The sequence below is a fragment of the Pseudomonas sp. BGA-UO-ETr-WB11 genome (assembly GCF_059567785.1).
The window spans coordinates 984345-1007424 of the sequence record NZ_JCAQOS010000008.1; the positions used below are offsets into that span (position 1 = coordinate 984345).

A 23080-nucleotide genomic window follows, 5' to 3' on the forward strand; every position below is an offset into this window, starting at 1 on the left:
GTGTTATTGCGCGGCTTGCGACGCCCGGCTTTGGCCGGGCGTTGTCGTTTATAGGGTGCGCTACAATCGCCGGCAGGCTGTTAAAGTAAGTGCTCAGAGGGTTTTTAATGCTGCTGGATCCTGTCACTGGCTGGTGCGCCGGGGTGCGTCATTGTCCTTCGACCCACTGCAACGAACGTCCGCACGGGGAAATATCCCTCTTGGTGCTGCACAATATCAGCCTGCCTCCTGGGCAGTTTGGGACGGGCAAGGTGCAGGCGTTCTTTACCTCGGGATTGGACGCCTCCGAGCACGCGTATTTTGCCGGTATTGCGGACATGCGCGTGTCGGCGCACTTCTTTATCGAACGTGATGGCCAGATCAGCCAGTTTGTTTCCTGCCTGCAGCGGGCTTGGCACGCCGGTGTGTCGAGCTTTGCCGGGCGCGAGAACTGTAATGATTTCTCCCTCGGCATTGAGCTCGAGGGCACCGATGATCTGCCTTACAGCGATGCGCAATACGACGCCCTGCTGGCGTTGGTGCGGCAGCTGTTGGCGGCCTATCCGGCGCTTAGTGTCGAGCGCATCTGCGGCCACAGTGACATTGCCCCGGGTCGTAAGACCGATCCCGGTTCGGCCTTTGACTGGCCGCGTTTACGCGCGGCGTTGCTGGGCGCTTCAGTGGCTGTGACCCGCCCTATCAAGGAGTAAGTGATGAGTTTTTTGGTGCTGTTGCTGGCCGTGTGGGTCGAAAAGTTTTCTGCCGGCAGGCAGCGTATCCAGCAGGATGGTGGCTGGCTCCGGCAGTTGGCCAAGATAGAGGCTGCGCCGAACTTGCAGGCGTCGCCCTGGTTAAGCCTGGCGCTGCTGGTGTTGGTGCCTGTGTTGTTGCTCGGCGTGTTGCTGGTGCTGCTCAAGTCAGTTGCCTATGGCTGGCTGGCCTTGCCGGTGCATTTGCTGGTGCTGATCTACGGCTTGGGGCGCGGTGATGTGCTGGCGGCGCTTGGGCCATTTCGCGATGCCTGGCGCCGCGATGACATGGAGGCGGCCTACTTGGTGGCTGCGCGCGATTTGGGTGTGCAGGCCGATGAGCCTGCTGAGCTGTTGACCCGCGTGCAGGGTTACCTGCTTTGGCAGGCTTATCAGAGCTTCTTTGCGGTGATTTTTTGGTATGCGCTGCTCGGCCCGGTTGCCGTACTGGCCTATCGGCTGCTGGCATTGACCACTGAGCAGGCGCAGCAAGTCGCCCTGCGTGAGCATGCGCAGCAGTTGCGGCATGGGTTTGACTGGCTGCCCGCGCGGGTATTGGCCAGTAGCTTTGCCTTGGTCGGCGATTTTTTGTCGGTGAGCCGAGCACTGTTGCACGAGCTGCTGAATTGGCAGATTCCAGCCGCCCAGTTGGTCGATCATGCGGGGCGCGCGGCGGCCAATACACCGGCGTCCGCTCCGGGGGAGGCCGGTCTGCACAGCCTCGATTCGTTGTGGCAAATGCTGGTGCGCAGTGCCTTGCTTTGGTATGCGGGTTTTGCAGTGTGGACCCTGCTGCTGTAACGCAAATTATGGCGGGCTAGCCGTTTAGGGCCATAACCAGGCGGCGCCGCGTACTCCGCTGGAGTCGCCATGACGAGCAGGCACGAGGCGCGTGTTGACCTGATCAGAGAACACATGACAGCTTAGCTGCCCAGGCACGAGATTGTAGAGGGCGTCGATATTCGACAGCCCGCCGCCCAAGACGATTACTTCCGGGTCTAGCACGTTGATCACGCTGGCCAGGCTGCGCGCCAATCGCTCGGCGTAAACCTCCAGTGCTCGCTGCGCAGTTGGTAGCCCCTGGCTGGCGGCCAGGGCGATGCTCGCAGCGTCCATCCCAAGACCGCTTCGAGCGGCCCAGCCAGGGCCACTCAGAAAGGTTTCGATACAGTCATCCAGGCCGCAGTAGCAACGCCTCGGCGGGCCATCTGCTGGCTGGTGCCAGGGTAGGGGGTTATGACCCCATTCGCCGGCAATCGCATTAGGACCCGCCAGCAAGCGACCGTTGATAACGATGCCGCCGCCCACGCCAGTGCCGAGAATTACCCCGAATACACTAGTGGCCCCGGCGCCTGCTCCATCGCTGGCTTCGGACAGGGCAAAACAGTCGGCGTCATTGGCTAGGCGAATGGGGCGCTGCAAACGCTGTTCAAGGTCGCCGGCAAGGTCCTGACCGATCAGGCAGGTGGAGTTGGCGTTCTTGATGCGTCCGTGATCGGGAGAGCGCGTGCCGGGGATGCCGATGCCCACACTGCCCTGCATGCCTAGCTCGCGCTCGCATTCTTCGACTAGGCTGCAAATAACCGCAAGGGTGGCGGGATAGTCGCCCTGAGGTGTTTGGCAGCGTCGCCGGAGGATTTCCTGGCTCCCTTGCAGGACCAATATCTCGATTTTGCTGCCACCCAGGTCAATGCCCAGGCGAAGTGATGAATCCATGCTTAACCTTAAGTTACAGAGCAATGGGCCGATATCAGGTATACAGGCTGTGCTGCTTGCTGAGCGTTCAGGGTGTGGGTGCCTTTCGGGCACAGTCTTGGTCGCAGGATACCGGTGTTGCCGGTCGGCTGGTGAGGGAGATGCGAGTTACTAAGCGGTATTCTTGTCCGTAAAAACGGGCAGCAGCCTATAAAAATAATGGTAACAGGAGGCGTCTAGTGAAGACCGTGTTGTATCCGGCCATCGCGCTGATGAATCGACTGAACTTCGGCATGAAATTCAGTTTGATAAGTGTCTTATTTTTTCTGCCCATGGCGGTCACCAACTACTACTTGGTGAGCGACTCCTATGACCAGTACGTGCGCACCAGTACGGAGCTGGAAAGCCTCGAGCTGCTGGGCAGTACCCTTAAAATTCGTCGCGATCTGGAAGAGGTCAATGACCTGGCCCTGATCAGTCGTATGCTCGGCGAGAGCAGTTCGGCTGAGGCCGATGCGCGGATTGCCAAGCTTGAGCAGTCGCTCATTGAACAGCTTGGCGCTTTGCAGGCGGTCAGTCATGACGCCCAGCAGATTGAGCAGTTCAATGCGCAACGTGATGAACTGCTGAATGCCATGCGGGCCATCAAGTCTCAGGTTGCGCCAAGCAGCAAACGTACCCAAGGCGAAGAGTTGCTCGCCAAGGTGCAGCTGTTCATCAAGAGCGTGGCCTCGGAGTCCGGCTTGAGCCAGGACGACAGTCGTGATGTGCGGCAAATGGTTGAGTTGGTACTGAATGTCACACCACAAGTGACTGCAGTGCTCGCCACTGGACGCTCGGTGGGTGCCTACTCCTTGGGCGTTGGTTTTCTCGACTCTGGCGCCAGCGTCAAGTTGGAAGACGCCTTGCTGCTGATGGAGAAGCTGCACGCCGAATACGGTTTGAAGATCAAGGAAACTTTGGCCGCCAGCCCTGGCGCCCAGCGCGCCTTGGGTAATCGTACCGCCGCGAGCCAGGAAACCCTCAAGGAGCTGGCCAAGGTCTTCGAAGACAAGGTCATTCTTGCCGAGTCGCTGAAGGGCTCCTGGTCGGAGTTCTTCGCCGAAATCAGCGGCGAAATGGAGAAAACCTATCAGGTTAACGATGCGACTCTGGTGTTTTTGCAGGCCGAATTGTCTGAGCGCCTGCAGCAGAAAGGCTCGCAAACCATCCTCCTGTTCGTTGCGCTGGTGGTGGTGTTCCTGTCGATTGTCTATCTGTATGGCGGCTTCTATGTGTCGACCCGCACTACCCTGAAAAGCCTCGGTCAGGTCATGGACAAAGTGGCTGCCGGCGACATGACCGTCAGCTACAAAGTGCAGAGCCGCGACGAGCTGGGTGAGTTGGGTGACGTGTTTAATGACACCGTGGTCAAGATTCACGACCTGATCGAGCGTGTTGGCCATACGGTGATTGAGGTCGAGCGTCAGGCTGATCGCGTTGAGGTGGTCTCTGGTGAGAGCAACCAGGCCGTTGCTGGACAGCGCTCGCAGATTGAACAGGTGGCTACGGCCATGAATGAAATGTCGGCCACGGCCCAAGAGGTGGCCCGTAGTGCCGCTGCGGCCGTGGGCAGCGCCCAGAGCGTCAACGACGAGACCGTAAGTGGTCGTGAGTTGGTGGACTCCCAAGTTGGCAGCATTCAGCGCCTGGCCAGCGGCATCGACCAGTCGGTGGCGGTGATCAATCAGTTGGCCGCCGACAGTGCGTCGATCAGTCGTGTGCTGGAAGTGATCAAGGGCATTGCCGAGCAGACCAACTTGCTGGCGCTTAACGCGGCGATTGAAGCGGCACGTGCCGGCGAGCAGGGCCGCGGTTTTGCCGTGGTGGCCGATGAGGTACGGACCCTGGCCAAGCGCACCCAGCAGTCGACCGAGGAAATCGAACAGATGATTTCCAAGTTGCAAGGCGGTGTGGCGGCCACGGTAAAAGCCATGAGCGGCAGCCACAAGATGGCCGACGACACGGTCAGCCAGTCAACCAAAGTGCAACAGGCGCTGGAAAATATTCTGGGTGCGGTCGGCATGATCGTTGACCAGAATCAGCAGATTGCTGCCGCCGCCGAGCAACAAACGGCAGTGGCCCACGATATCGATCAGAACATCGTGGCGATCAATGAGGCGGGGGAGCGTACAGCCCTGGGCTCAAGCCAGACCGAACAGGCCAGTCGCGAGCTGTCCGACCATGTGTCGCGGCTTAAGCAACTGATCAGCTCTTTCCGCGTGCGCGGTCAGGCCTGATGGTGGGCTGAAGTTTGCAGTTCAAAACCGCCGTAAGGCGGTTTTTTTATGGCTGTGTACCTGTTGACTGTCGCAACGCGGTCACGCCCTAGACGCGGTGTTAGCTGCGTATTTCGCGGATAAATCCGCTCCTACAAAAGCCTCTCGCATGTTTAGCGCAATGGCCTTTTATGCGTGCGGCCAGCCAAACAGGTTGCAGCTATTGGTGCTGCTGGCGCTGGCCAGTTCTTCGGGGGCGATGCCCTTGAGTGCCGCCAGGGCGGTGCAGATGTCGGGGAGAAATGTCGGGCTGTTGCGCTGGTAAGGGTGCATGGCTGGGGCCATGTCGGGGCTGTCGGTTTCCAGCACGATGGCGTCCAGCGGCAGGGCGGCGAAGACCTTGCGCAGGCGCAAGGCCTGTGGCCAGGTGGCGGCACCGCCAATGCCGAGTTTGAAGCCCAACTTTAGGTATTCCCTGGCCTCCTCAATGCTGCCGGCAAAGGCGTGGATGATGCCGCCGCGTTTCAGGCGGTAGCGTTTGAGGGTGGCGATGGTTTGCCCATGGGCGCGGCGCACATGCAGTAGGGCTGGCAACTCGAACTCGGCAGCCAGTGTCAGTTGCGCCTCGAACAGCTGTTGCTGGCGCGTCGGGTCCAGCTCCGTCAGAAAGTAGTCGAGGCCGAACTCGCCGACAGCGCACAATTTGGGATGGCCGGCCAGGCGTTGCAGCCAGTCGCGCAACTGCTCCAGGTGCTCTGGCTGATGCTGCTCTAGATAAACTGGGTGCAAGCCGAACGCGGCGTACAAGCCGTCGTCGCTTTGCACCAAGTCCCACAGGCGCTGCCAGTTGGCCTGGTATACCCCGAGCACAACCAGGCGCTCGACACCTTGCGCCCGGCTGCGCGCCAGCACTTCGCCGCGGTCCGCATCGAAGTCAGGAAAATCCAGATGAGTGTGGGTATCGATCAGGCGCATGGGCTAAGTCTCCGGCGCCGACAATCCGGCTGCAAGTCGAATGACCGCAGCCGGGCTCTGCTTAGTGATGCTCGCGGGTGGCGCGGAACTCGACGTCTGGCCAGCGTTCCTGCATCAGGCTGAGGTTGACGCGGGTCGGGGCCAGGTAGGTGAGGTGACCGCCGCCGTCGATGGCGAGGTTTTCCACGGCCTTGTTGCGGAATTCCTCCAGCTTCTTCTTGTCGCCGCAGTCGATCCAGCGCGCCGACCACACGGTGATCGGCTCGTAGGCGCACTCGACCTTGTATTCCTCCTTCAGGCGGCTGGCGACCACATCGAACTGCAGCACGCCGACGGCGCCGAGAATGATGTCGTTGCTGCGCTCGGGGAAGAACACCTGGGTCGCGCCTTCTTCGGCCAACTGCTGCAGGCCTTGACGCAGTTGCTTGGATTTCAGCGGGTCTTTCAGGCGTACGCGGCGGAACAGTTCCGGGGCGAAGTGCGGGATACCGGTGAAGCCCAGCGCTTCGCCTTCGGTGAAGGTGTCGCCGATCTGGATGGTGCCGTGGTTGTGCAGGCCGATGATGTCGCCGGCGTAAGCCTCTTCGAGCATCTCGCGTTCGCTGGAGAAGAAGGTCAGCGCATCACCGATGCGGATGTCCTTGCCCAAGCGCACGTGGCGCATCTTCATGCCTTGCTCGTACTTGCCCGAGCAAATGCGCATAAATGCGATGCGGTCGCGGTGTTTTGGGTCCATGTTCGCCTGGATCTTGAACACGAAGCCGCTGAATTTCTCCTCGTTCGGCTCCACCGTGCGCTCGTTGGCGACCCGCGCCAGTGGCTTTGGCGCCCAGTCGACGATGGCGTCGAGGACGTGGTCGACACCGAAGTTGCCCAGCGCGGTGCCGAAGAACACCGGTGTCAGTTGCCCATTCATGAATTCGTCCTGATCGAACTCATGGCAGGCGCCCTGGACCAGCTCCAGCTGCTCGATAAAGCGCGCGTACTCGTCACCCAGGTGGGTGCGGGCTTCGTCGGAGTCGAGGTGCTGAATGATTTTGGTCTCGGTGCGCTCGTGGCCGTGGCCAGGGGTGTAGACGATGATGTAGTCGTCCTTAAGGTTGTACACGCCCTTGAAGTCGCGGTAGCAGCCAATTGGCCAGGTGATTGGCGCGGCCTTGATCTTCAGCACCGCTTCGATCTCGTCGAGTAACTCGATCGGGTCGCGGATGTCGCGGTCGAGTTTGTTGATGAAGCTGACAATCGGCGTGTCGCGCAGGCGGCAGACTTCCATCAGGGCGATGGTGCGCGGCTCAACGCCTTTACCGCCGTCCAGCACCATCAGCGCCGAGTCCACCGCGGTCAGGGTGCGGTAGGTGTCTTCCGAGAAGTCTTCGTGGCCGGGGGTGTCGAGCAGGTTGATCATCTGCTCGCGGTAGGGGAACTGCATCACCGAGGTGGTGATGGAGATGCCGCGTTGCTTTTCCATCTCCATCCAGTCGGAGGTGGCATGGCGGTCGGACTTACGCGACTTCACCGTGCCGGCAATGGCAATCGCCTTGCCCATCAGTAGGAGCTTCTCGGTAATGGTGGTCTTACCGGCGTCCGGGTGGGAAATGATGGCGAAGGTACGGCGTTTGGCGACTTCGGTGGCCTGGATGCTCATGCTCGGGAAACCCATCGACTGATAGTCGGATTGTCAAAAAAGGCGGCGATTATAGCGGTAAAAGCGCCCCGAGCGGCGCCCGGTTGGCAGGCCGTGGCCGCAGGCCTTGTGCAGCATTTTATGACGCGTTGTTTTGAATCAAGAACAGTCAATCGACAAGGCGACAAGGCACTGCGAAATGGCGGCAATTATTGATTGATCTACAGCGCTCATGGTCCTAAAGTTCGCGCCCGAACGCTCATGCTGGCAACGATCCATGCGGCTCAAGTACTGACGACGAGAGATCGATTTTCGATTCTCGGCGACAAGCCTTGGGAAGTAGGCGAACCAAAGTGGGGATACAGATACAGGCGTTCGCGGCGGCCTCACGGCGCGCCACCCCTTTACAAGCACCCTTAGCTTGCTTTGCCCATATGGAGCCCCCAGCATGTCGATCAAGGTCGAAGACTACTACTCGCGCGAAACCTTTCAGAAAATGAAGGCGTTCGCCGACAAGCAAGAAACCCCGTTTGTGGTGATCGACACCTCGATCATCAGCCAGGCCTATGACGACCTGCGCGCCGGCTTCGAATTCGCCAAGGTCTACTACGCAGTCAAGGCCAACCCGGCCGTCGAGATTATCGACCTGCTCAAGGAAAAAGGCTCCAGCTTCGACATCGCTTCTATCTATGAACTGGACAAGGTCATGGAACGCGGTGTCGGCCCGGAGCGCATCAGCTACGGCAACACCATCAAGAAAGCCCGCGACATTCGTTATTTCTTCGACAAGGGCGTGCGCCTGTTCGCCACCGATTCGGAAGCCGACCTGCGCAACATCGCCAAGGCCGCGCCGGGCTCGAAAGTCTATGTGCGTATCCTCACCGAAGGCTCGACCACCGCCGACTGGCCGCTGTCGCGCAAGTTCGGCTGCCAGACCGACATGGCCATGGACCTGCTGATTCTCGCCCGTGACCTCGGCCTGGTGCCTTACGGCTTGTCGTTCCACGTGGGCTCGCAGCAGCGCGACATCTCGGTGTGGGACGCGGCGATTGCCAAGGTCAAAGTGATCTTCGAGCGTCTGAAGGAAGAAGACGGCATCGAACTCAAGCTGATCAACATGGGTGGCGGCTTCCCGGCCAACTACATCACCCGCACCAACAGCCTGGAAACCTACGCCGAGGAAATCATCCGCTTCCTTAAGGAAGACTTCGGTGACGACCTGCCGGAAATCATCCTCGAGCCGGGCCGCTCCTTGATCGCCAACGCCGGCATTCTGGTCAGCGAAGTGGTGCTGGTCGCGCGTAAATCGCGTACCGCCGTGGAGCGCTGGGTGTATGTGGACGTGGGCAAGTTCAGCGGTTTGATCGAAACCATGGACGAGTCGATCAAGTTCCCCATCTACACCGAGAAGAAGGGCGAGATGGAAGAGGTGGTGATCGCCGGACCGACCTGCGACAGCGCCGACATCATGTACGAGAACTACAAGTACGGCCTGCCGCTCAACCTGGCCATCGGTGACCGCCTGTACTGGCTGTCCACCGGGGCCTACACCACCAGCTACAGCGCGGTGGAATTCAATGGCTTCCCGCCGCTGAAGTCGTTCTACCTGTAACCACTGTTTCTCTCTGGTTGCGCCAAAAACCCCAGCTTGCTGGGGTTTTTGCTTTTCTGTGCCTGACGAAAAACCACCTGGCGGCGCATGGCTCGGGATTGAGTGACGATGGCGGCTGGTTGCGAATAGCATTATTTCTCAAAAGAGGATGATTCTTATTGCGTAAGCAAATGGTAATAATTATCATCCTCGCCGAATTGAACTTTAAGCGCTCTGCCATTGCACACTCGGCAACAGAAACCTGAGGTGCGGCAGAGGTGCTCATTTGCTCTAACTGGGGAAAATACATGTCCATTCGCAGCCGCAAACACCACAAGACCTGCCACCTCGCGACCTTGATCGCTGCCGCCATTCCGTCCATGGCCATGGCCGCCCAGGACGACGCCAGCCAGGCGCAGCTGAACCTGCCCGGCACCAGCGTGACCTCCACCGCCGAGCGCGAAGTGCCGTACAAGGCCAAGCGCAGTGCCAACGCCAAGATGACTGAGGACCTGCTGGATACACCCAAAACCGTGCAGGTGATCAAGAAGGAAGTCCTGCGCGAGCAGGGCGCCAACAGCCTGATGGAAGCGCTGCGCAACACGCCCGGTATCACCATGCAGTTGGGTGAGAACGGCAACACTTCGGCTGGCGATACATTCATGATGCGCGGCTTCTCCACCCAGAACTCGACCTTTGTCGACGGTGTTCGCGACCTCGGCGCGGTCAGCCGCGACGTGTTCAACCTTGAACAAGTGGAAGTGGTCAAGGGCGCGGCCGGCTCCGATATCGGCCGCGGCGCCTCGTCGGGCTATATCAACCTGGTGTCCAAGCTGCCGACCCTGGAAGACGCCATCAGTGGCACCCTCGGCTATGGCACTGCGGACAAGAGCAACCTGACCGCCGACATCAACCAGAGCATGAGTGACAACTCGGCCCTGCGCCTGAACCTGATGCGCCGCGACGGTGGCGTCGACGGCCGTGACACCGTGGAAAACAGCAGCTACGGCGTGGCCCCGGCGCTGGCCTTTGGCCTGGAGACCGATACCCGTCTGTACCTGTACTCCCAGCATGTGCGGCAGAACAACATCCCTGATGGCGGCATTTCGACCATCGGTATGGACGGTTTCTACAACGCCGATGCCCGTCTGAATGCCGGCGCCGAGGTGGACAACGACAACTTCTACGGCAGCAAAAGCGACTACGAAGATGTCGAAGCCGACATGTTCACCGTCAAATTCGAGCACGACCTCAATGACGTGACCACGCTGCGCAACACTTCGCGCATCGGCAAAACCACCACCGATCGTATCCTCACTGGTATCAACACCCTGTCGGCCAACAACTCGAGCAACCCGGCCAACTGGACCGTGACCCGCTCGCGTCAGCTGACCGACCAGGAAAACGAGATCGCCGCGAACCAGACCAACCTGACCACCGAGTTCTTCACCTTTGGCCTGCGCAACAACCTGTCTACCGGTGTGGAATTTATGCGCGAAAGCCAGCGCACCGAGTCGGGCGCCACGGCGAACCAGGTCATCGATGGTGTGACCTATGTGGCCGTTGCCGTGCCCAATGCCAACCTGTACGACCCCAATGCCCATGATGGGATGGGTAAGCCTTACAAATCTGGCGTATACAGCGATGGCACCACTGATACCGCGGCGTTCTATGCCTTCGATACCCTGCATCTGGACGAGCAATGGTCGGTTAACGCCGGCGTACGTTTCGAGCACTACCAGACCGACAGCAAGGGTGCTTCGCTGGTATCCATCACCAGCACCACGGCGACCAACGATTACCTGCTGACGCCCTACGACCTGGACAACTCGGATGACCTGACCAGCTGGAACACCGGTGTGGTGTTCAAACCGCTGGAAAACGGCAGCATCTACCTGTCTTACGCCAACTCCCTGACTCCGCCGGGCAGCGCCAACTTCGCTTTGTCGACGTCCGAGTCCAGCGACAGCCAGCCGAACCTGGACCCTCAGGAAACCGAACACGTCGAGCTGGGCACCAAGTGGGATCTGTTGGATAACCGTCTCAACCTGACCGCCGCTGTGTACCGCACCGAGAACACCAATCAGGTGTCCTACGATGCCCTGAGCGACAGCTATCAGCAGGACGGCAAGATCCGCGTCACGGGTGTCGAGTTGGGCATGGTTGGGCAGATCACCAACTTCTGGCAGGTCTCGGCCGGTATTGCCAGCATGGACACCGAGCAGCTTGATCAGGTTAGCCGTAGCAATGCGGGCGTGATTACCGAGAACAGCGGTGTGCGCTGGTCGCCTGATCTCACTGCCACCCTGTGGACCTCTTACACCTTGGGTGACTTCACCCTCGGTGGCGGGGCGCGCTATGTCGGTGACCAGGACCGTCTGATCGCCGAGGGGGCTGATCGCAGCACCACCAACATGCCGGAAATCCCGTCCTACTGGGTTGCCGATGCCATGGCGGCCTACCGGATCAACGAGAACGTCAACCTGCGCCTGAACGTCTACAACCTGTTTGACGAGGAGTACATCGCAACCCTCAACAACAGTGGTGCCCGTGCCGTATTGGGTACGCCGCGCTCGGCCATGCTGACCACCGAGTTCGATTTCTAAACCGCCTACCTGCAACCCTGAAGCCTGCGTTCTGCGCGGGCTTCTGCGTTGTGCCGACGAGGACGCCTTGATGTTGCTGCATATTCCGCAGGTGCTGAGCAAAGCCGACGTTGCGACCTTACGCGCCGAACTGGCGGCCCATAACTGGGTCGATGGCGCGCAGACCTCTGGCGCCCAGGCCGCCAGTCTCAAACACAACCTGCAATTCCCCGCTGCATCGCCGGCGTTTGCCAGTTTGTCGCAACGGGTCGCCGATGCCCTGGCGCGGCACCCGTTGTTTGTCTCCGCGGTGTTGCCGCGGCAGATGCTGCCGCCGATGTTCAACTGCTACCAGGGCGGCGGCTTGTACGGCAATCATGTCGACAATGCCCTGCAACGCGACCGCTTCAGTGGCCTGCAGGTGCGCACCGATGTCTCGACCACGGTGTTTCTCAGCGAGCCGGAGGAATATGAGGGCGGCGAGTTGATCGTCGAAGACACCTACGGCGAGCACGAGGTCAAGTTGGCCGCCGGCGACGCCATCGTCTATCCGGCCACTAGCCTGCACCGGGTCGAGCCGGTCACGGCCGGCGCACGGATCGCCGCGTTCCTCTGGACCCAAAGCTGGGTGCGCGACGCCTGGCAGCGCAAGCTGCTGTTCGACCTGGACATGAACATTCTCAAACTGCGCGGCCAGTTGGGCGACAGCGAAGAAGTGCTCGGCCTGACCAGCACTTATCACAACTTGCTGCGCCAGTGGGGCGAGTGACGATGACCCGGTTACCGGCCCTCGATGTGATTGCCCCTGACCTGGTGGCGGCTTGCGATTACCAGCGGCATGCCCTGCAGCGCTTGGATGCCAATGCCCTGGCCTACCTGCAAGGTGGCGCGGCGGATGAGCTGACCTGCCAGGCCAACCTGAACGTCTGGCAGGACTGGGCGCTGCTGCCGCGTCTGCTGCGCGACCTGCGCGGCGGCCACACCCGTTGCCAGCTGCTCGGTTACACCCTGCAACACCCGATTCTGCTGGCGCCGGTGGCCTATCAGCAGTTGTTTCATCCTGAAGGCGAGCGGGCCACGGCCCTGGCCGCCGGGGTGATGGGCGGCGCGGCGGTGCTCAGCTCCTATGCCTCGACGGCGCTGGAGGAGGTGGCCGAGGCGGGTAATGGGCCGCTGTGGTTTCAGCTGTATTGGCAAGGCGATGGCCCGCGCACCCTGGCGTTGGCCGAGCGTGCCGCCGCGGCCGGCTACAAGGCCCTGGTGTTGACGGTGGACGCGCCGGTGGCCGGTATTCGCAACCGCGAGCAACGGACGGGCTTTCAACTGCCCGCCGGGATTGCCGCAGTGAATATCGAGGCGCCGCCCGTATTGCCGGAGCTGCCAGCCGGTGGCAGTGCAGTGTTCGATGGCCTGCTGGCGCTGGCGCCGCACTGGGCCGATGTGGCCTGGCTGTGTCAGCACAGCCGGCTGCCGGTTCTGCTCAAGGGCATCCTGCATCCCCAGGACGCGCAGTTGGCCATGCAGGCCGGCGCCGCCGGGGTGATCGTCTCCAATCACGGCGGCCGGGTGCTGGACAGCCAGTTGCCGGCCGTGAAGATGCTCCCGGCCATTCGCCAGGCCCTAGGTCCAGACGCCCTGCTGTTGGTGGACGGCGGCATTCGCCGTGGCACTGATGTGCTCAAGGCCATCGCCCTGGGTGCGGATGCAGTGCTGATCGGCCGGCCCTATATCCACGCCCTGACCACGGCCGGCGCCCTGGGCGTAGCGCACCTGCTCAAGCTGCTGCGCGAGGAGCTGGAAGTGGCCATGGCGCTGTGTGGTTGTCGCGAGCTGGCAGACATCACCGCCGAACTGTTGCTGCCGGCGCACGCGCGCTGAGCGGGCGAAGGTAAAGGCTGGGTAAACCTGCATTGGATGCAAATGCTTCGCATCTAGACTGTGCTCCGCTCCGGGCATGGCCCACTGACCAAGGTGTTTTTCGTGTTCAAGAAAGTCCTGTTTCAATTGCACTGGTTCTTCGGCATCAGCGCCGGCCTGGTGCTGGCCCTGATGGGTGTAACCGGCGCGCTGTACGCCTTCGAGGGCGAGATCATGGGCGCCCTCAACCCCGAAGTGCTACGGGTCGAGGTACGCGAGTCGGGCATCCTGGCGCCGGCCGAGTTGGTTAGCAAAATCGAGGCCGCGGCCGGCAAGACGGTCAGCGGTCTGTGGATTGATACCCAGGCCGACAGCGCCGCGCGGGTATTCTTCACCCCCAAGCCCGGTGAGCGTCGCGGGCCGATGCGCTTCTTCAATCCCTACAGCGGTGAGCTGCTGGCCGAGCCCAGCGGCAAGGCCTTCTTCGACCTGATGCTGCAGCTGCACCGCTTCCTGGCCATGGGCGAGACGGGCAAGCAGATCACCGCCGCCAGCACCCTGGCGCTGGTGTTCTTCTGCCTTTCCGGCCTGTACCTGCGCTGGCCGCGACAGGCGCTGAACTGGCGTGCCTGGCTGACCCTCGACTGGGCGAAAAAAGGCCGCGCGTTCAACTGGGATCTGCATGCAGTGGCCGGCACCTGGTGCCTGGCGTTCTACCTGTGCGCCAGCCTCACTGGTTTGTATTGGTCCTATGGCTGGTACCGCGACGGCATGACTCAATTGCTCAGTGACGCCCCGGCCGGCCAGCAGGGCGGCAAGCCGGGCGAGCGCCGTGGTCGTCCGGGTGATGCGCCCCAGGGGCCGCCACCGAGCGTCGACTACCACGCCCTCTGGAGCAGTCTGCAATCAGCCGCCGGGCCGCAGTTAGTAGCCTGGAACCTGCGCTTGCCACCGGTGGCTCGCCAGCCGGCCACGGTGTTCTACCTGCTCAAGGATGCCGAGCATCCACGCGCCCTCAATCAGCTAACGCTCGACCCGCTGAGCGGCCAGGTGCAGCGCCATGAGCGCTATGCCGACAAACCCTTCGGCGCCCAGTTGCTCGCCAGCGTCTATGCCCTGCACGTGGGCGAATACTTCGGCTTGGTCGGGCGCATCCTGATGGCCCTGGCCAGTCTGAGCATGCCGCTGTTCGCTATCACCGGCTGGCTGCTGTACCTCGATCGTCGCCGTAAGAAGCGCGCGATCAAGCAGGCTCGCGGTGCCCTGGGCACATCGGCTGCGGGTCAGCATTGGCTGGTGGGTTTTGCCAGCCAAAGCGGCTTGGCGGAACAACTGGCCTGGCGCACAGCCGGGCAGTTGCAGGCCGCCGGCATCGCGGTGCAGGTGCAGCCGTTGGCGCGGGTGGATGCCCAAGCGCTGCGCCAGGCCAGCCGCGCGCTGTTTGTGGTCAGCACCTTCGGTGACGGCGAGGCGCCGGACAGCGCCCGTGGTTTCGAGCGCAGTTTGCTGGGCCGCGAGCTGGCCCTGGCGGACCTGAGCTACGCCGTACTGGCCCTCGGTGATCGCCAGTATCAACAGTTCTGTGGTTTTGCCCGGCGCCTGCATGGCTGGTTGCAACAGCAGGGCGCCAACAGTCTGTTCAGCCCGGTGGAAGTGGACAACGGCGACGCGGTCGCACTGGCGCACTGGCAACAGCAACTCAGCGGTTTAACGGGTGCGCCGCTGCAAGCCATGGCTGAGCAGCCGTTTGGCGAGTGGCGCTTGCTCGACCGCCAATGCCTGAACCCCGGCAGCAGCGGCGCGCCGACCTTTCTTCTGCGCTTGCAGCCGCCGACCGCCGCCGACTGGCAGGCCGGCGACCTGCTCGAGGTGCAGCCGGGCAACCACGCGGAGGCGGCCGTGCGTGAGTATTCGATCGCCTCGCTGCCCGCTGATGGCGTGCTGGAGTTGCTGGTACGCCAGGAGCGTCACCCAGACGGCAGCCTGGGCCTGGGTTCCGGCTGGCTGACGGCCGGCGCCGCGCTGCAGCAACCGCTGCTGGCCCGGCTGCGGCGTAACAGTGGCTTTCATGGACCAGCAGCGGATTGCCCGCTGATCCTGATCGGCAATGGCACCGGCCTGGCCGGCCTGCGCAGCCTGCTCAAGCAGCGCATCGGCGCCGGGCGGTCGCGCAACTGGCTGTTGTTCGGTGAGCGTAATGCCGCCCACGACTTCTACTGCCGCGAGGAGCTGGACGGCTGGTTGGCCAGTGGTGAACTGGCGCGTCTGGACCTGGCGTTTTCCCGCGATCAGGCCGCCAAGGTGTATGTGCAGGATCGCCTGCGCATGGCCGCCGAACACCTGCGCAGCTGGGTCGCCGAGGGCGCAGCAATATACGTCTGCGGCAGCCTCGATGGCATGGCCAGCGGTGTGGATGCGGTGTTGCGCGAGGTGCTGGGCGACGCTCAGGTTGAGGCGCTGATAGAAGAAGGTCGCTACCGGCGCGATGTTTACTGAGTCGGCACACGGCTAGCGTAGGCGCGGTCATTGGTAGGATGGGTTGAGCCTGCGATACCCATGCAGTTAAGGGGCATGCCGTTGGGGCGTTCGGGTTGATGGGTATCGCTGCGCTCCACCCATCCTACGGCAGTGCACTCTGTGGGAGCGGCTTTAGCCGCGAAGCCTTTAAGCGCCTGCGCCGGCATTTATCCGGCCAGGCGCTTCCCGGCTTGGCATTGCCCCACTAAGCTTGGCGGATGAACAGAATCCTCTTGAATTGCGACATGGGCGAAAGCTTTGGCGCCTGGCAGATGGGCGACGATGCCCATGCCATGCCGCTGGTGGATCAGGCCAATCTGGCCTGTGGTTTTCATGCAGGCGACCCGCTGACCATCCAGCGCAGCGTGGCCCTGGCGGTGCGCCATGGGGTGAGCATCGGCGCCCATCCGGCCTATCCCGATCTGCAAGGCTTCGGCCGCCGCCATATGGCCTGCTCGGCCGAGGAGGTGCAGGCGCTGGTGCTTTATCAGCTCGGTGCGCTGGATGCTTTTTGTCGCGCGGCCGGCACCCAACTGGCCTACGTCAAACCCCATGGCGCCTTGTACAACGACCTGCTGCGCAGCGACGAGTTGTTCGAGGCCGTGCTGGCGGCCTGTGCCCGCTATCGTTCCGGCTTACCGCTGATGGTCCTGGCGTTGGCCGACAATCGCCGCGAACAGCGTCTGGCGGCGGCGGCCGGGGTGCCGCTGTTGTTCGAAGCCTTTGCCGACCGTGCCTACCAGGCCGATGGCCAGCTGGTGCCGCGCCGTTTGGCGGGCGCGGTGTATCAGCGCAGTGAGCAGATCCTCAGTCAGGCCCTGGCGATTGCCGCCGGCCAGGCATTTGCCGATATTGACGGTCGGCCTGTGCAGCTGCGTGCCGACAGCCTTTGCGTGCACGGTGACAATCCCGAGTCGCTGGCGGTGTTGCGGCGCCTGCGCGCCCTGCTGGATGCGCAGTGATCCGTATCGAGCCGGCCGGCGCCGAGGCGCTGCTGTTGGTGCTGGCCGAACAGCCGGATGCCGAACTGCCGCAACGCATCGCCCGTCTGGCTGAGCGTATCGCTCAGCAGCTGGGGCCGGTGCTGGTCGATCTGGTACCGGCCTGGACCAGCCTGCTGGTGCATTACGACCTGTTGCGCATCAGTCATCCGCAGTTGGTGCAGCAGCTCACGCCCTTGCTGGAGGCCTGGCTGGCCGAGGCGCCGCAGTTCGCGCCGACGCCCTTGCTGGAGTTGCCGATCTGGTATGCCGGCGAGGACCTGGCCGCCGTCGCGACGGCATGCGAGCTGAGTGTGAGTGAGGTGATCGCCTTGCACAGTGGCGTCGAGTACCGGGTCGGCACCATCGGCTTTGCACCGGGTTTTGCCTACCTGAGTGAACTGGATGGACGCCTGGCATTGCCCCGGCGCAGCACCCCACGCACCCACGTGCCGGCTGGTAGCCTGGCGATTGCCGAGCGGCAAACGGCGATCTATCCCCAGGCTTCGCCCGGCGGTTGGCATCTGCTCGGGCGTTGTCCGTGGTCGTTGTTTGACTGGCAGGCTGCCCAGCCATGCCGTTTGGCGCTGGGTGATCGGGTGCGTTTTGTCGCCATCGACCAGCACACCTACCGCGCCGAGGGCGGCGACCTATGAACGGCTCCGAGAACGGCTTCGAGGTGCTGCAGCCGGGGCCCATGAGCTTGCTGCAAGACGCCGGGCGCCTGGGCTGGCAGCACCTTGGCGTATCGCCCGCTGGGCCGCTGGACCTGCACGCGGCAGCCTGGGCCAATCACCTGCTCGGTAATGCCTGGGGCGCGCCGCTGCTGGAGGTCGCCCTGGGCGGTTTGCAGCTGCGCAGTCGGGTCGATAGTTGGGTGGCAGTGTGTGGCGCCGACGTGGTCATTGAGGTTGATGGTGTGCCCCAGGCCAAGTGGTCACGTTTCGCCGTGCGTGCCGGCCAGCTATTGCACCTGGGCTATGCCCGCAGCGGTCAGCGCGCCTACCTGGCGGTGGCTGGTGGCTTTAACGGGCCGACCCAACTGGGCAGCATCGCCACCCAGCAGCGTGATGGTTTGGGCGGTTTGCATGGCGATGGCCGGGCCCTGCAAGCGGGCGATTGGTTGCGCTGCGCGGGCGCGCAATTGCCCGGCGTGGCCAGTGTGCCCTGGCCCTATGTGCCTGACTACCACGCTCGGCCACTGCTGCGAGTGATCACCGGCGGCGACGCCCTGAGCTTTAGCGAGGATCAGCTGCAAGGTTTCTTCGCCCAACCCTGGCAACTCAGCCCGCAAGCGGATCGCATGGGCGCCCGCCTGTGTGGCGCGGCACTGACGGTGCCGGCGCTGGCCCCGGCGCGGCAATGGTCGCAAGGGGTGAGTACCGGGGCGATTCAGGTGCCGGCCGATGGTCAGCCGATCATCCTGCTGGCCGACCGCCAGACCATGGGCGGCTACCCGCTACTGGGCTGGCTGCATCCGCTCGATCTCGGCCGCTTGGCCCAGTGCCCGGCGCACCACGAACTGCGCTTTACTGCGGTCAGCCTGAGTGACGCGCAGGATGAATTACGCGAGTTTTATCGTTTTTTCCGTGAGTGAGCGCGAGCGCCTGATCTGCGGTTGACTGGCTGCGGCAATTGGCGAACAGGTCGAGGCGGGCGTCATAGGCCTGGGTGTCGACCTGCAACAAGCCGAGCATGGAGTGGAACAGGTTGTCGTGGCTCAGCGGCCGCTCATGTTCGTCCCGTAGGCACTGACTGCTGACATTGAAGTCGCGTTGGTAGCCCTTGGAGAACCAGGCAAACATGCTCACGTGGCGCTGTTGCTCCGGCGCCATCAGGTAGGGCGCACCGTGCAGGAACAGGTTGTACTCGCCCAGTGATTCGCCATGGTCGGACAGATAGAGCATGCCGCTGTCGAGCTGGTCCTGATTCTTGCGCAGCAGGTCGATCAGGGTCGCCAGTACGTGGTCGGTGTAGAGAATGGTGTTGTCGTAGGCGTTGACGATTTCTTCCCGACTGCATTCGTTCAGCGCGTTGCTGGCGCACACCGGAGTGAACTTCTCGAAGGCCTTGGGATAACGCTTGAAGTACTCGGGGCCGTGGCTGCCCATCTGGTGCAGGACCAGCACGCTGTCCTGTTGCAGGTTGTCGATATAGGTCTGCAGGTTGCTCAGCAGAATTTCATCGAAGCACTCCTCGCTGTTGCACAGTGCCGGGTCGTGGCCCTGGCTCAAGTCCTCCAGGGTCACGCGGTCACAGGCGCCCTTGCAGCCGGCCTGGTTGTCGCGCCACAGCACATTCAGGCCGGCCCGCTGCAGCACATCCAGCAGGCTGTCCTGGTTCTTGGCGATGGCGCTCTTGTAGCCGTCGCGGCCCATGTTGGAAAACATGCAGGGCACCGATACTGCGGTTTCGGTGCCGCAGGAATACACATTATCGAAGCTGATCAGGTCATCTTCCTGGCTCAGCTCGGGGGTGGTGTTGCGGGCGTAACCGAGCAGGCCGAAGTTCTCGGCGCGGGCACTTTCGCCGATGACCAGCACGGTCAGGGATTTGCGCGGGTGGGCCTGCCAACTGGGGGATTTCAGCGCATCGCTGGCGATCACCTTGAAAGGTTGCTTGGCGCTGGCCAGTTGTTCGCGCAGGTAGCCCGAGGTGGCGCCGACGATGTTGCTCGGGGTGACCATCAGGCGCAGTTCATGGTGATTGCGAAACAGCGAGGACAAGCCCTGGTAGTTGGCCAGTGCCACGCCGCCGAGCATGGCAACGCAGCCAGTCATGACGGCCACTTTGCTTAGCAGTTCGCGGTGCCAGACGCGGTAGTTGACTGGGGTTTGCCAGACCAGCCAGCTGGGCAGCACGCCGAGCAACAGCAGGTAGGCGGCGAACTTCAGCGACAGCAGGTCGAAGGCTTCGCTGGGGTTGGTTTCGGCGATGTTGCGCAGCATCTCCTTGTTGATCAGGGTGCCGTACTGGTTCATGAAATAGGCCGCACCGGCACCGCAGAGCAGCAGCACGGTCAGCGTCGGCTTGAGTGCCCGGCGAAACGCCAGCAGGGTCAGCGCCAGATTGAATACCGCCAGAATCAGCAGCACAAAGGCGCCGCGCAGCAGCCAGCCCTGGGCGTCGGCATGGGTGATTTGCAATAGGTGTTGCCACAGCGCCTGGTTGAAGGCGAGCAGGAAAAATCCGCTGGCCAGCAGGGTCAGCAGTTCGGGGCGAATGGCTTTGATCTTCAGCATCGGGGTTCAGCTCGGCTCTGCGCGGGCAGCTGAATAGCAGCTGCTTGATGGGGCGCGAAGTTACCCAGGCAGAACTGAATGAGTCGTGAAAAATTAGCGGACAAAGCGTTGCGGGGCCGGTTTGCAGTTGCCCCGCGGGTGACGATGCGCCGGCCTGGCGGCCGGCGCGGGGGTCAAGGCATCAGGACTTCGATCACGCCGTCGGCGTTGACGCTGACCTGGCTGCTGCCGGCTTCGATTTCCGGCGTCGGTGCGGCATCGGCCTCTGCCATGCTTTTCATCGCGCCCATGCGCATCGGCATTGGTGCCTGGAAGCCGCCACCGTTGAGGCTCAGGCTGACCAGTTTGTAGTCCTTGCCGCCGAGGGCGTTGGTGGCCAGTTGGGCGCGGGCCTTGAAGGCGTTGATGGCGTCCTGCAGGAGGGCGTCCTCGGTCTTCTTCTGGGTGGCGCTGGCAATGCTGAAACTCATGTTGCCCATCTTCAGTTGCTGCAGCAGTTGCCCGGTGAGTTGCGAAAGGGTGGCAAAGTCGGCGCTTTCCAGGCGCAGCTCGGCACGTTCGCGCCAGGCGCTGATCTTGCGGTTGTCGCCGTCGTAGATCGGGTAGCTGTTACGGTTGCCCAGGCTGACGGTCACACCCTTGCTGGCGCGGGCCTGGGTCAGGGCCTGGTTGATGGTCTGGGTGATCTGGGCCGCCAGCTTGGCCGGGTCTTTGTCCTGGGCTTCGCTGTACAGGCTGACCTGCATCTGGTCGTGGGCCACTTCCTGGCTGACTTCGGCGCGCAGGGCCACTTGGTTGTAGCGGGCTTCCTCGGCGAGCAGCGGCTGGCTGATGAGGGCGGCGAGCGTCAGGCCGAGGGCGCTGGCAGTTTGGGCTTGGCTGGGCATGCGGATTCCTTATGCACGGTGGGCGCCGACAGGCGCAAAAGGGGAGCTTACGCTGCTCTGACTGCCAGGTGCAGCAGTGGGTTCCGTAGTTGACGGTTGGATCAATTTAGCCGCTCTGGCGGCTGCGGCGAGTTGCCGCAGCTTGTCACGGGGGAGGCCCGGATAGCGGCGGCTTGGGTATACTCGCTGCGCTCTGGCGCGGAGCACTTTTGGAGAAGTCATGCACGCACCCACGCAGCTGTTGTCCGCCAGCCGACAAAACCTCTGGCGCCTGACGCTGATCCGCATTCTGGTGCTGGCCGCGCAAGCCGGCTCGGTGGGGTTCGCCTACCTGTCGGACCTACTGCCGCTGCCCTGGCTGCCGCTGAGCATTACCCTGTGCGTCTCAGCGCTGCTCTGCGCCTGCACCTGCCTGCGGTTGAAAGGCCCATGGCCGGTGACCGAGCAGGAGTATGCGCTGCAGCTGGCGTGTGACCTGGTCATTCACAGCGTGCTGCTGTTCTACGCTGGCGGCTCCACCAACCCCTTCGTTTCTTACTATCTGGTGCCGCTGACCATCGCTGCAGCGACCTTGCCGTGGCTGTATTCAATGGCCCTCAGTGGGCTGGCATTGACGGGTTACACCGGCCTGCTGATCTGGTACCACCCGCTGGAGCTGCACGGCATCGAGCATGAGGCCACGCTGATTAGCCTGCACCTGTTCGGTATGTGGCTGAACTTCGCCCTGTCGGCGGCCTTTATTACCTTCTTCGTGGTCAAGATGGCCGGCGCGCTGCGCCGTCAGGACCAGCTGCAGGCCGAGCGCCGCGAGGAGGGCATGCGCGATCAGCAACTCCTCGCCGTGGCCACTCAGGCCGCTGGCGCCGCCCATGAATTGGGTACGCCGTTGGCGACCATGAGTGTGCTGATCAAAGAACTGCGCCAGGAGCACCAGAACCCCTTGTTGCAAGAAGACCTGGCGGTGCTGCAGGAACAGGTGCAGCTGTGCAAACAGAGCCTGCAGCAGCTGGTGCGTGCCGCCGAGGCCGACCGCCGTCAGGCCGTGCATGAGCAGACTGCGCGCGAGTGGCTGGAGTCGGTGTTGCGTCGTTGGCACCTCATGCGTCCCGAGGCCAGTTACCGCTTTCAGGTGCTCGGGTTGGGTACGTCGCCGCGCTTGATGCCGCCCACCGACCTGACCCAGGCGCTGCTCAATCTGCTCAATAATGCGGCCGATGCTTGCCCGGACAACCTGGATATCACGCTTAACTGGGATGCCCAGTGGACGCGTCTGAGCATTCGTGACCACGGCGCCGGCGTGCCATTGGCGATTGCCGAGCAGCTTGGTCGACCGTTTTTCACTACCAAGGGCAAAGGTTTCGGTCTGGGCCTGTTTCTTAGCCAGGCCAGCGTCACCCGCGCTGGCGGCACGGTAAAACTGTATAACCATGAAGAAGGCGGCACGCTGACTGAATTGCGTTTGCCGCGCGCGTTTGGCGCCGGCTTTGGGCCGATCTGAAACACGAGGAATTCCATGAGCGACGAAGCCCCGATCGACAGCGAAGAGCTGCCCCACCTGCTGCTGGTGGATGATGACGAGACCTTTACCCGCGTGATGGCGCGGGCCATGGCGCGCCGTGGTTTCCGTGTGAGTACCGCCAGCTCGGCCGAGGCTGGCCTGGCCCTGGCTCGCGAAGATTTGCCCGAGTACGCGGTGCTCGACCTGAAGATGGAAGGCGACTCCGGCCTGGTGCTGCTGCCCAAGCTGCACGAGTTGGACGCGGAAATGCGCGTGCTGATCCTCACCGGTTATTCCAGCATCGCCACCGCCGTGGAGGCGATCAAACGCGGTGCCTGCAATTACCTGTGCAAGCCGGCGGACGCCGACGACGTGCTGACGGCGCTGCTGTCCGAACACGCCGATCTCGATACCCTGGTGCCGGAAAACCCGATGTCGGTGGACCGTCTGCAGTGGGAGCATATCCAGCGCGTGCTGGGTGAGCACGAAGGCAATATCTCCGCCACCGCCCGCGCCCTGGGCATGCACCGGCGGACCTTGCAGCGCAAACTGCAGAAGCGCCCCGTGCGGCGTTAAACGTCGTTTGGCCCCGGCAGGCTGCCGGGGTTATCCGTCTTTCTGGGTTTACTTCTCCGTGCGCTAG

At 62.5% G+C, this 23080-nt stretch carries 18 protein-coding genes and 1 pseudogene; 14 read left to right on the forward strand and 5 right to left on the reverse strand.

What is annotated here, in order from left to right; all coding sequences use genetic code 11:
* Nucleotides 1–107: 107 nt before the first annotated feature.
* Both ampD and ampE read left to right on the forward strand, forming a co-directional pair.
* Nucleotides 108–689 carry a 1,6-anhydro-N-acetylmuramyl-L-alanine amidase AmpD gene (ampD, locus tag AC56DI_RS18110; RefSeq protein WP_496347377.1) on the forward strand — a complete coding sequence of 194 codons (582 nt, stop codon included), beginning with the start codon at nucleotides 108–110 and terminating at the stop codon, nucleotides 687–689.
* 3 nt (nucleotides 690–692) lie between these two features.
* A complete protein-coding gene (gene ampE, locus AC56DI_RS18115) occupies nucleotides 693–1529 on the forward strand; it encodes a regulatory signaling modulator protein AmpE (RefSeq protein ID WP_496347378.1) in 837 nt (278 codons plus the stop codon).
* Nucleotides 1530–1553: 24 nt separating this feature from the next.
* Here the strand turns inward: ampE and AC56DI_RS18120 are convergent, their stop codons facing one another.
* Nucleotides 1554–2444 (reverse strand): ROK family protein, encoded by an 891-nt coding sequence (locus tag AC56DI_RS18120; RefSeq protein ID WP_496347379.1) that lies wholly within the window; start codon nucleotides 2442–2444, stop codon nucleotides 1554–1556.
* 1097 nt (nucleotides 2445–3541) lie between these two features.
* On the opposite strand from AC56DI_RS18120, the pseudogene AC56DI_RS18125 reads away from it, so the two are divergent.
* Nucleotides 3542–3832 (forward strand): annotated as a pseudogene (locus tag AC56DI_RS18125) (HAMP domain-containing protein); the annotation flags it as partial.
* A gap of 153 nt (nucleotides 3833–3985) precedes the next feature.
* Nucleotides 3986–4702, forward strand: a complete 717-nt coding sequence (locus tag AC56DI_RS18130; protein WP_496347548.1) for a methyl-accepting chemotaxis protein — start codon at nucleotides 3986–3988, stop codon at nucleotides 4700–4702.
* 168 nt (nucleotides 4703–4870) lie between these two features.
* Here the strand turns inward: AC56DI_RS18130 and AC56DI_RS18135 are convergent, their stop codons facing one another.
* Nucleotides 4871–5656: a TatD family hydrolase gene (locus AC56DI_RS18135; protein ID WP_496347380.1), complete on the reverse strand. Its 786-nt coding sequence runs from the start codon at nucleotides 5654–5656 to the stop codon at nucleotides 4871–4873.
* A 61-nt stretch (nucleotides 5657–5717) separates the two neighbouring features.
* Nucleotides 5718–7301, reverse strand: coding sequence for a peptide chain release factor 3 (locus AC56DI_RS18140; RefSeq protein WP_496347381.1), 1584 nt, complete (start codon nucleotides 7299–7301; stop codon nucleotides 5718–5720).
* Between the two features lie 427 nt (nucleotides 7302–7728).
* On the opposite strand from AC56DI_RS18140, the gene AC56DI_RS18145 reads away from it, so the two are divergent.
* The 8 genes from AC56DI_RS18145 to AC56DI_RS18180 all read left to right on the forward strand — a co-directional run bounded on the left by AC56DI_RS18145 (nucleotide 7729) and on the right by AC56DI_RS18180 (nucleotide 18407).
* Nucleotides 7729–8892 carry a type III PLP-dependent enzyme gene (locus tag AC56DI_RS18145; protein ID WP_496347382.1) on the forward strand — a complete coding sequence of 388 codons (1164 nt, stop codon included), beginning with the start codon at nucleotides 7729–7731 and terminating at the stop codon, nucleotides 8890–8892.
* Nucleotides 8893–9179: 287 nt separating this feature from the next.
* Nucleotides 9180–11477, forward strand: coding sequence for a catecholate siderophore receptor Fiu (locus AC56DI_RS18150; RefSeq protein WP_496347383.1), 2298 nt, complete (start codon nucleotides 9180–9182; stop codon nucleotides 11475–11477).
* 70 nt (nucleotides 11478–11547) lie between these two features.
* On the forward strand, nucleotides 11548–12225 hold the full coding sequence (locus AC56DI_RS18155) for a Fe2+-dependent dioxygenase (protein WP_496347384.1): 678 nt from the start codon (nucleotides 11548–11550) through the stop codon (nucleotides 12223–12225).
* Between the two features lie 2 nt (nucleotides 12226–12227).
* Nucleotides 12228–13334, forward strand: a complete 1107-nt coding sequence (locus tag AC56DI_RS18160) for an alpha-hydroxy acid oxidase (RefSeq protein ID WP_496347385.1) — start codon at nucleotides 12228–12230, stop codon at nucleotides 13332–13334.
* A 102-nt stretch (nucleotides 13335–13436) separates the two neighbouring features.
* On the forward strand, nucleotides 13437–15809 hold the full coding sequence (locus AC56DI_RS18165) for a PepSY domain-containing protein (RefSeq protein WP_496347386.1): 2373 nt from the start codon (nucleotides 13437–13439) through the stop codon (nucleotides 15807–15809).
* Between the two features lie 239 nt (nucleotides 15810–16048).
* A complete protein-coding gene (locus tag AC56DI_RS18170; protein ID WP_496347387.1) occupies nucleotides 16049–16792 on the forward strand; it encodes a 5-oxoprolinase subunit PxpA in 744 nt (247 codons plus the stop codon).
* Nucleotides 16789–17466: a 5-oxoprolinase subunit PxpB gene (gene pxpB, locus AC56DI_RS18175; protein WP_496347388.1), complete on the forward strand. Its 678-nt coding sequence runs from the start codon at nucleotides 16789–16791 to the stop codon at nucleotides 17464–17466. Before AC56DI_RS18170 ends, pxpB begins: the two co-directional genes overlap by 4 nt.
* Nucleotides 17463–18407, forward strand: a complete 945-nt coding sequence (locus tag AC56DI_RS18180) for a 5-oxoprolinase subunit C family protein (RefSeq protein ID WP_496347389.1) — start codon at nucleotides 17463–17465, stop codon at nucleotides 18405–18407. Before pxpB ends, AC56DI_RS18180 begins: the two co-directional genes overlap by 4 nt.
* Here AC56DI_RS18180 and AC56DI_RS18185 read toward each other — a convergent pair.
* Nucleotides 18349–20052: a phosphoethanolamine transferase gene (locus AC56DI_RS18185; protein WP_496347390.1), complete on the reverse strand. Its 1704-nt coding sequence runs from the start codon at nucleotides 20050–20052 to the stop codon at nucleotides 18349–18351. The two genes, AC56DI_RS18180 and AC56DI_RS18185, sit on opposite strands and share 59 nt — an antisense overlap.
* A 173-nt stretch (nucleotides 20053–20225) precedes the next feature.
* Entirely contained in the window at nucleotides 20226–20939 is a 714-nt protein-coding gene (locus AC56DI_RS18190; protein WP_496347391.1) for an SIMPL domain-containing protein, read from the reverse strand.
* Nucleotides 20940–21159: 220 nt separating this feature from the next.
* Between AC56DI_RS18190 and AC56DI_RS18195 the strand changes: the two genes are divergently transcribed.
* Nucleotides 21160–22437 carry an ATP-binding protein gene (locus AC56DI_RS18195; RefSeq protein WP_496347392.1) on the forward strand — a complete coding sequence of 426 codons (1278 nt, stop codon included), beginning with the start codon at nucleotides 21160–21162 and terminating at the stop codon, nucleotides 22435–22437.
* Between the two features lie 15 nt (nucleotides 22438–22452).
* Nucleotides 22453–23013: a response regulator transcription factor gene (locus AC56DI_RS18200; protein WP_324519435.1), complete on the forward strand. Its 561-nt coding sequence runs from the start codon at nucleotides 22453–22455 to the stop codon at nucleotides 23011–23013.
* Nucleotides 23014–23080 lie beyond the last annotated feature (67 nt).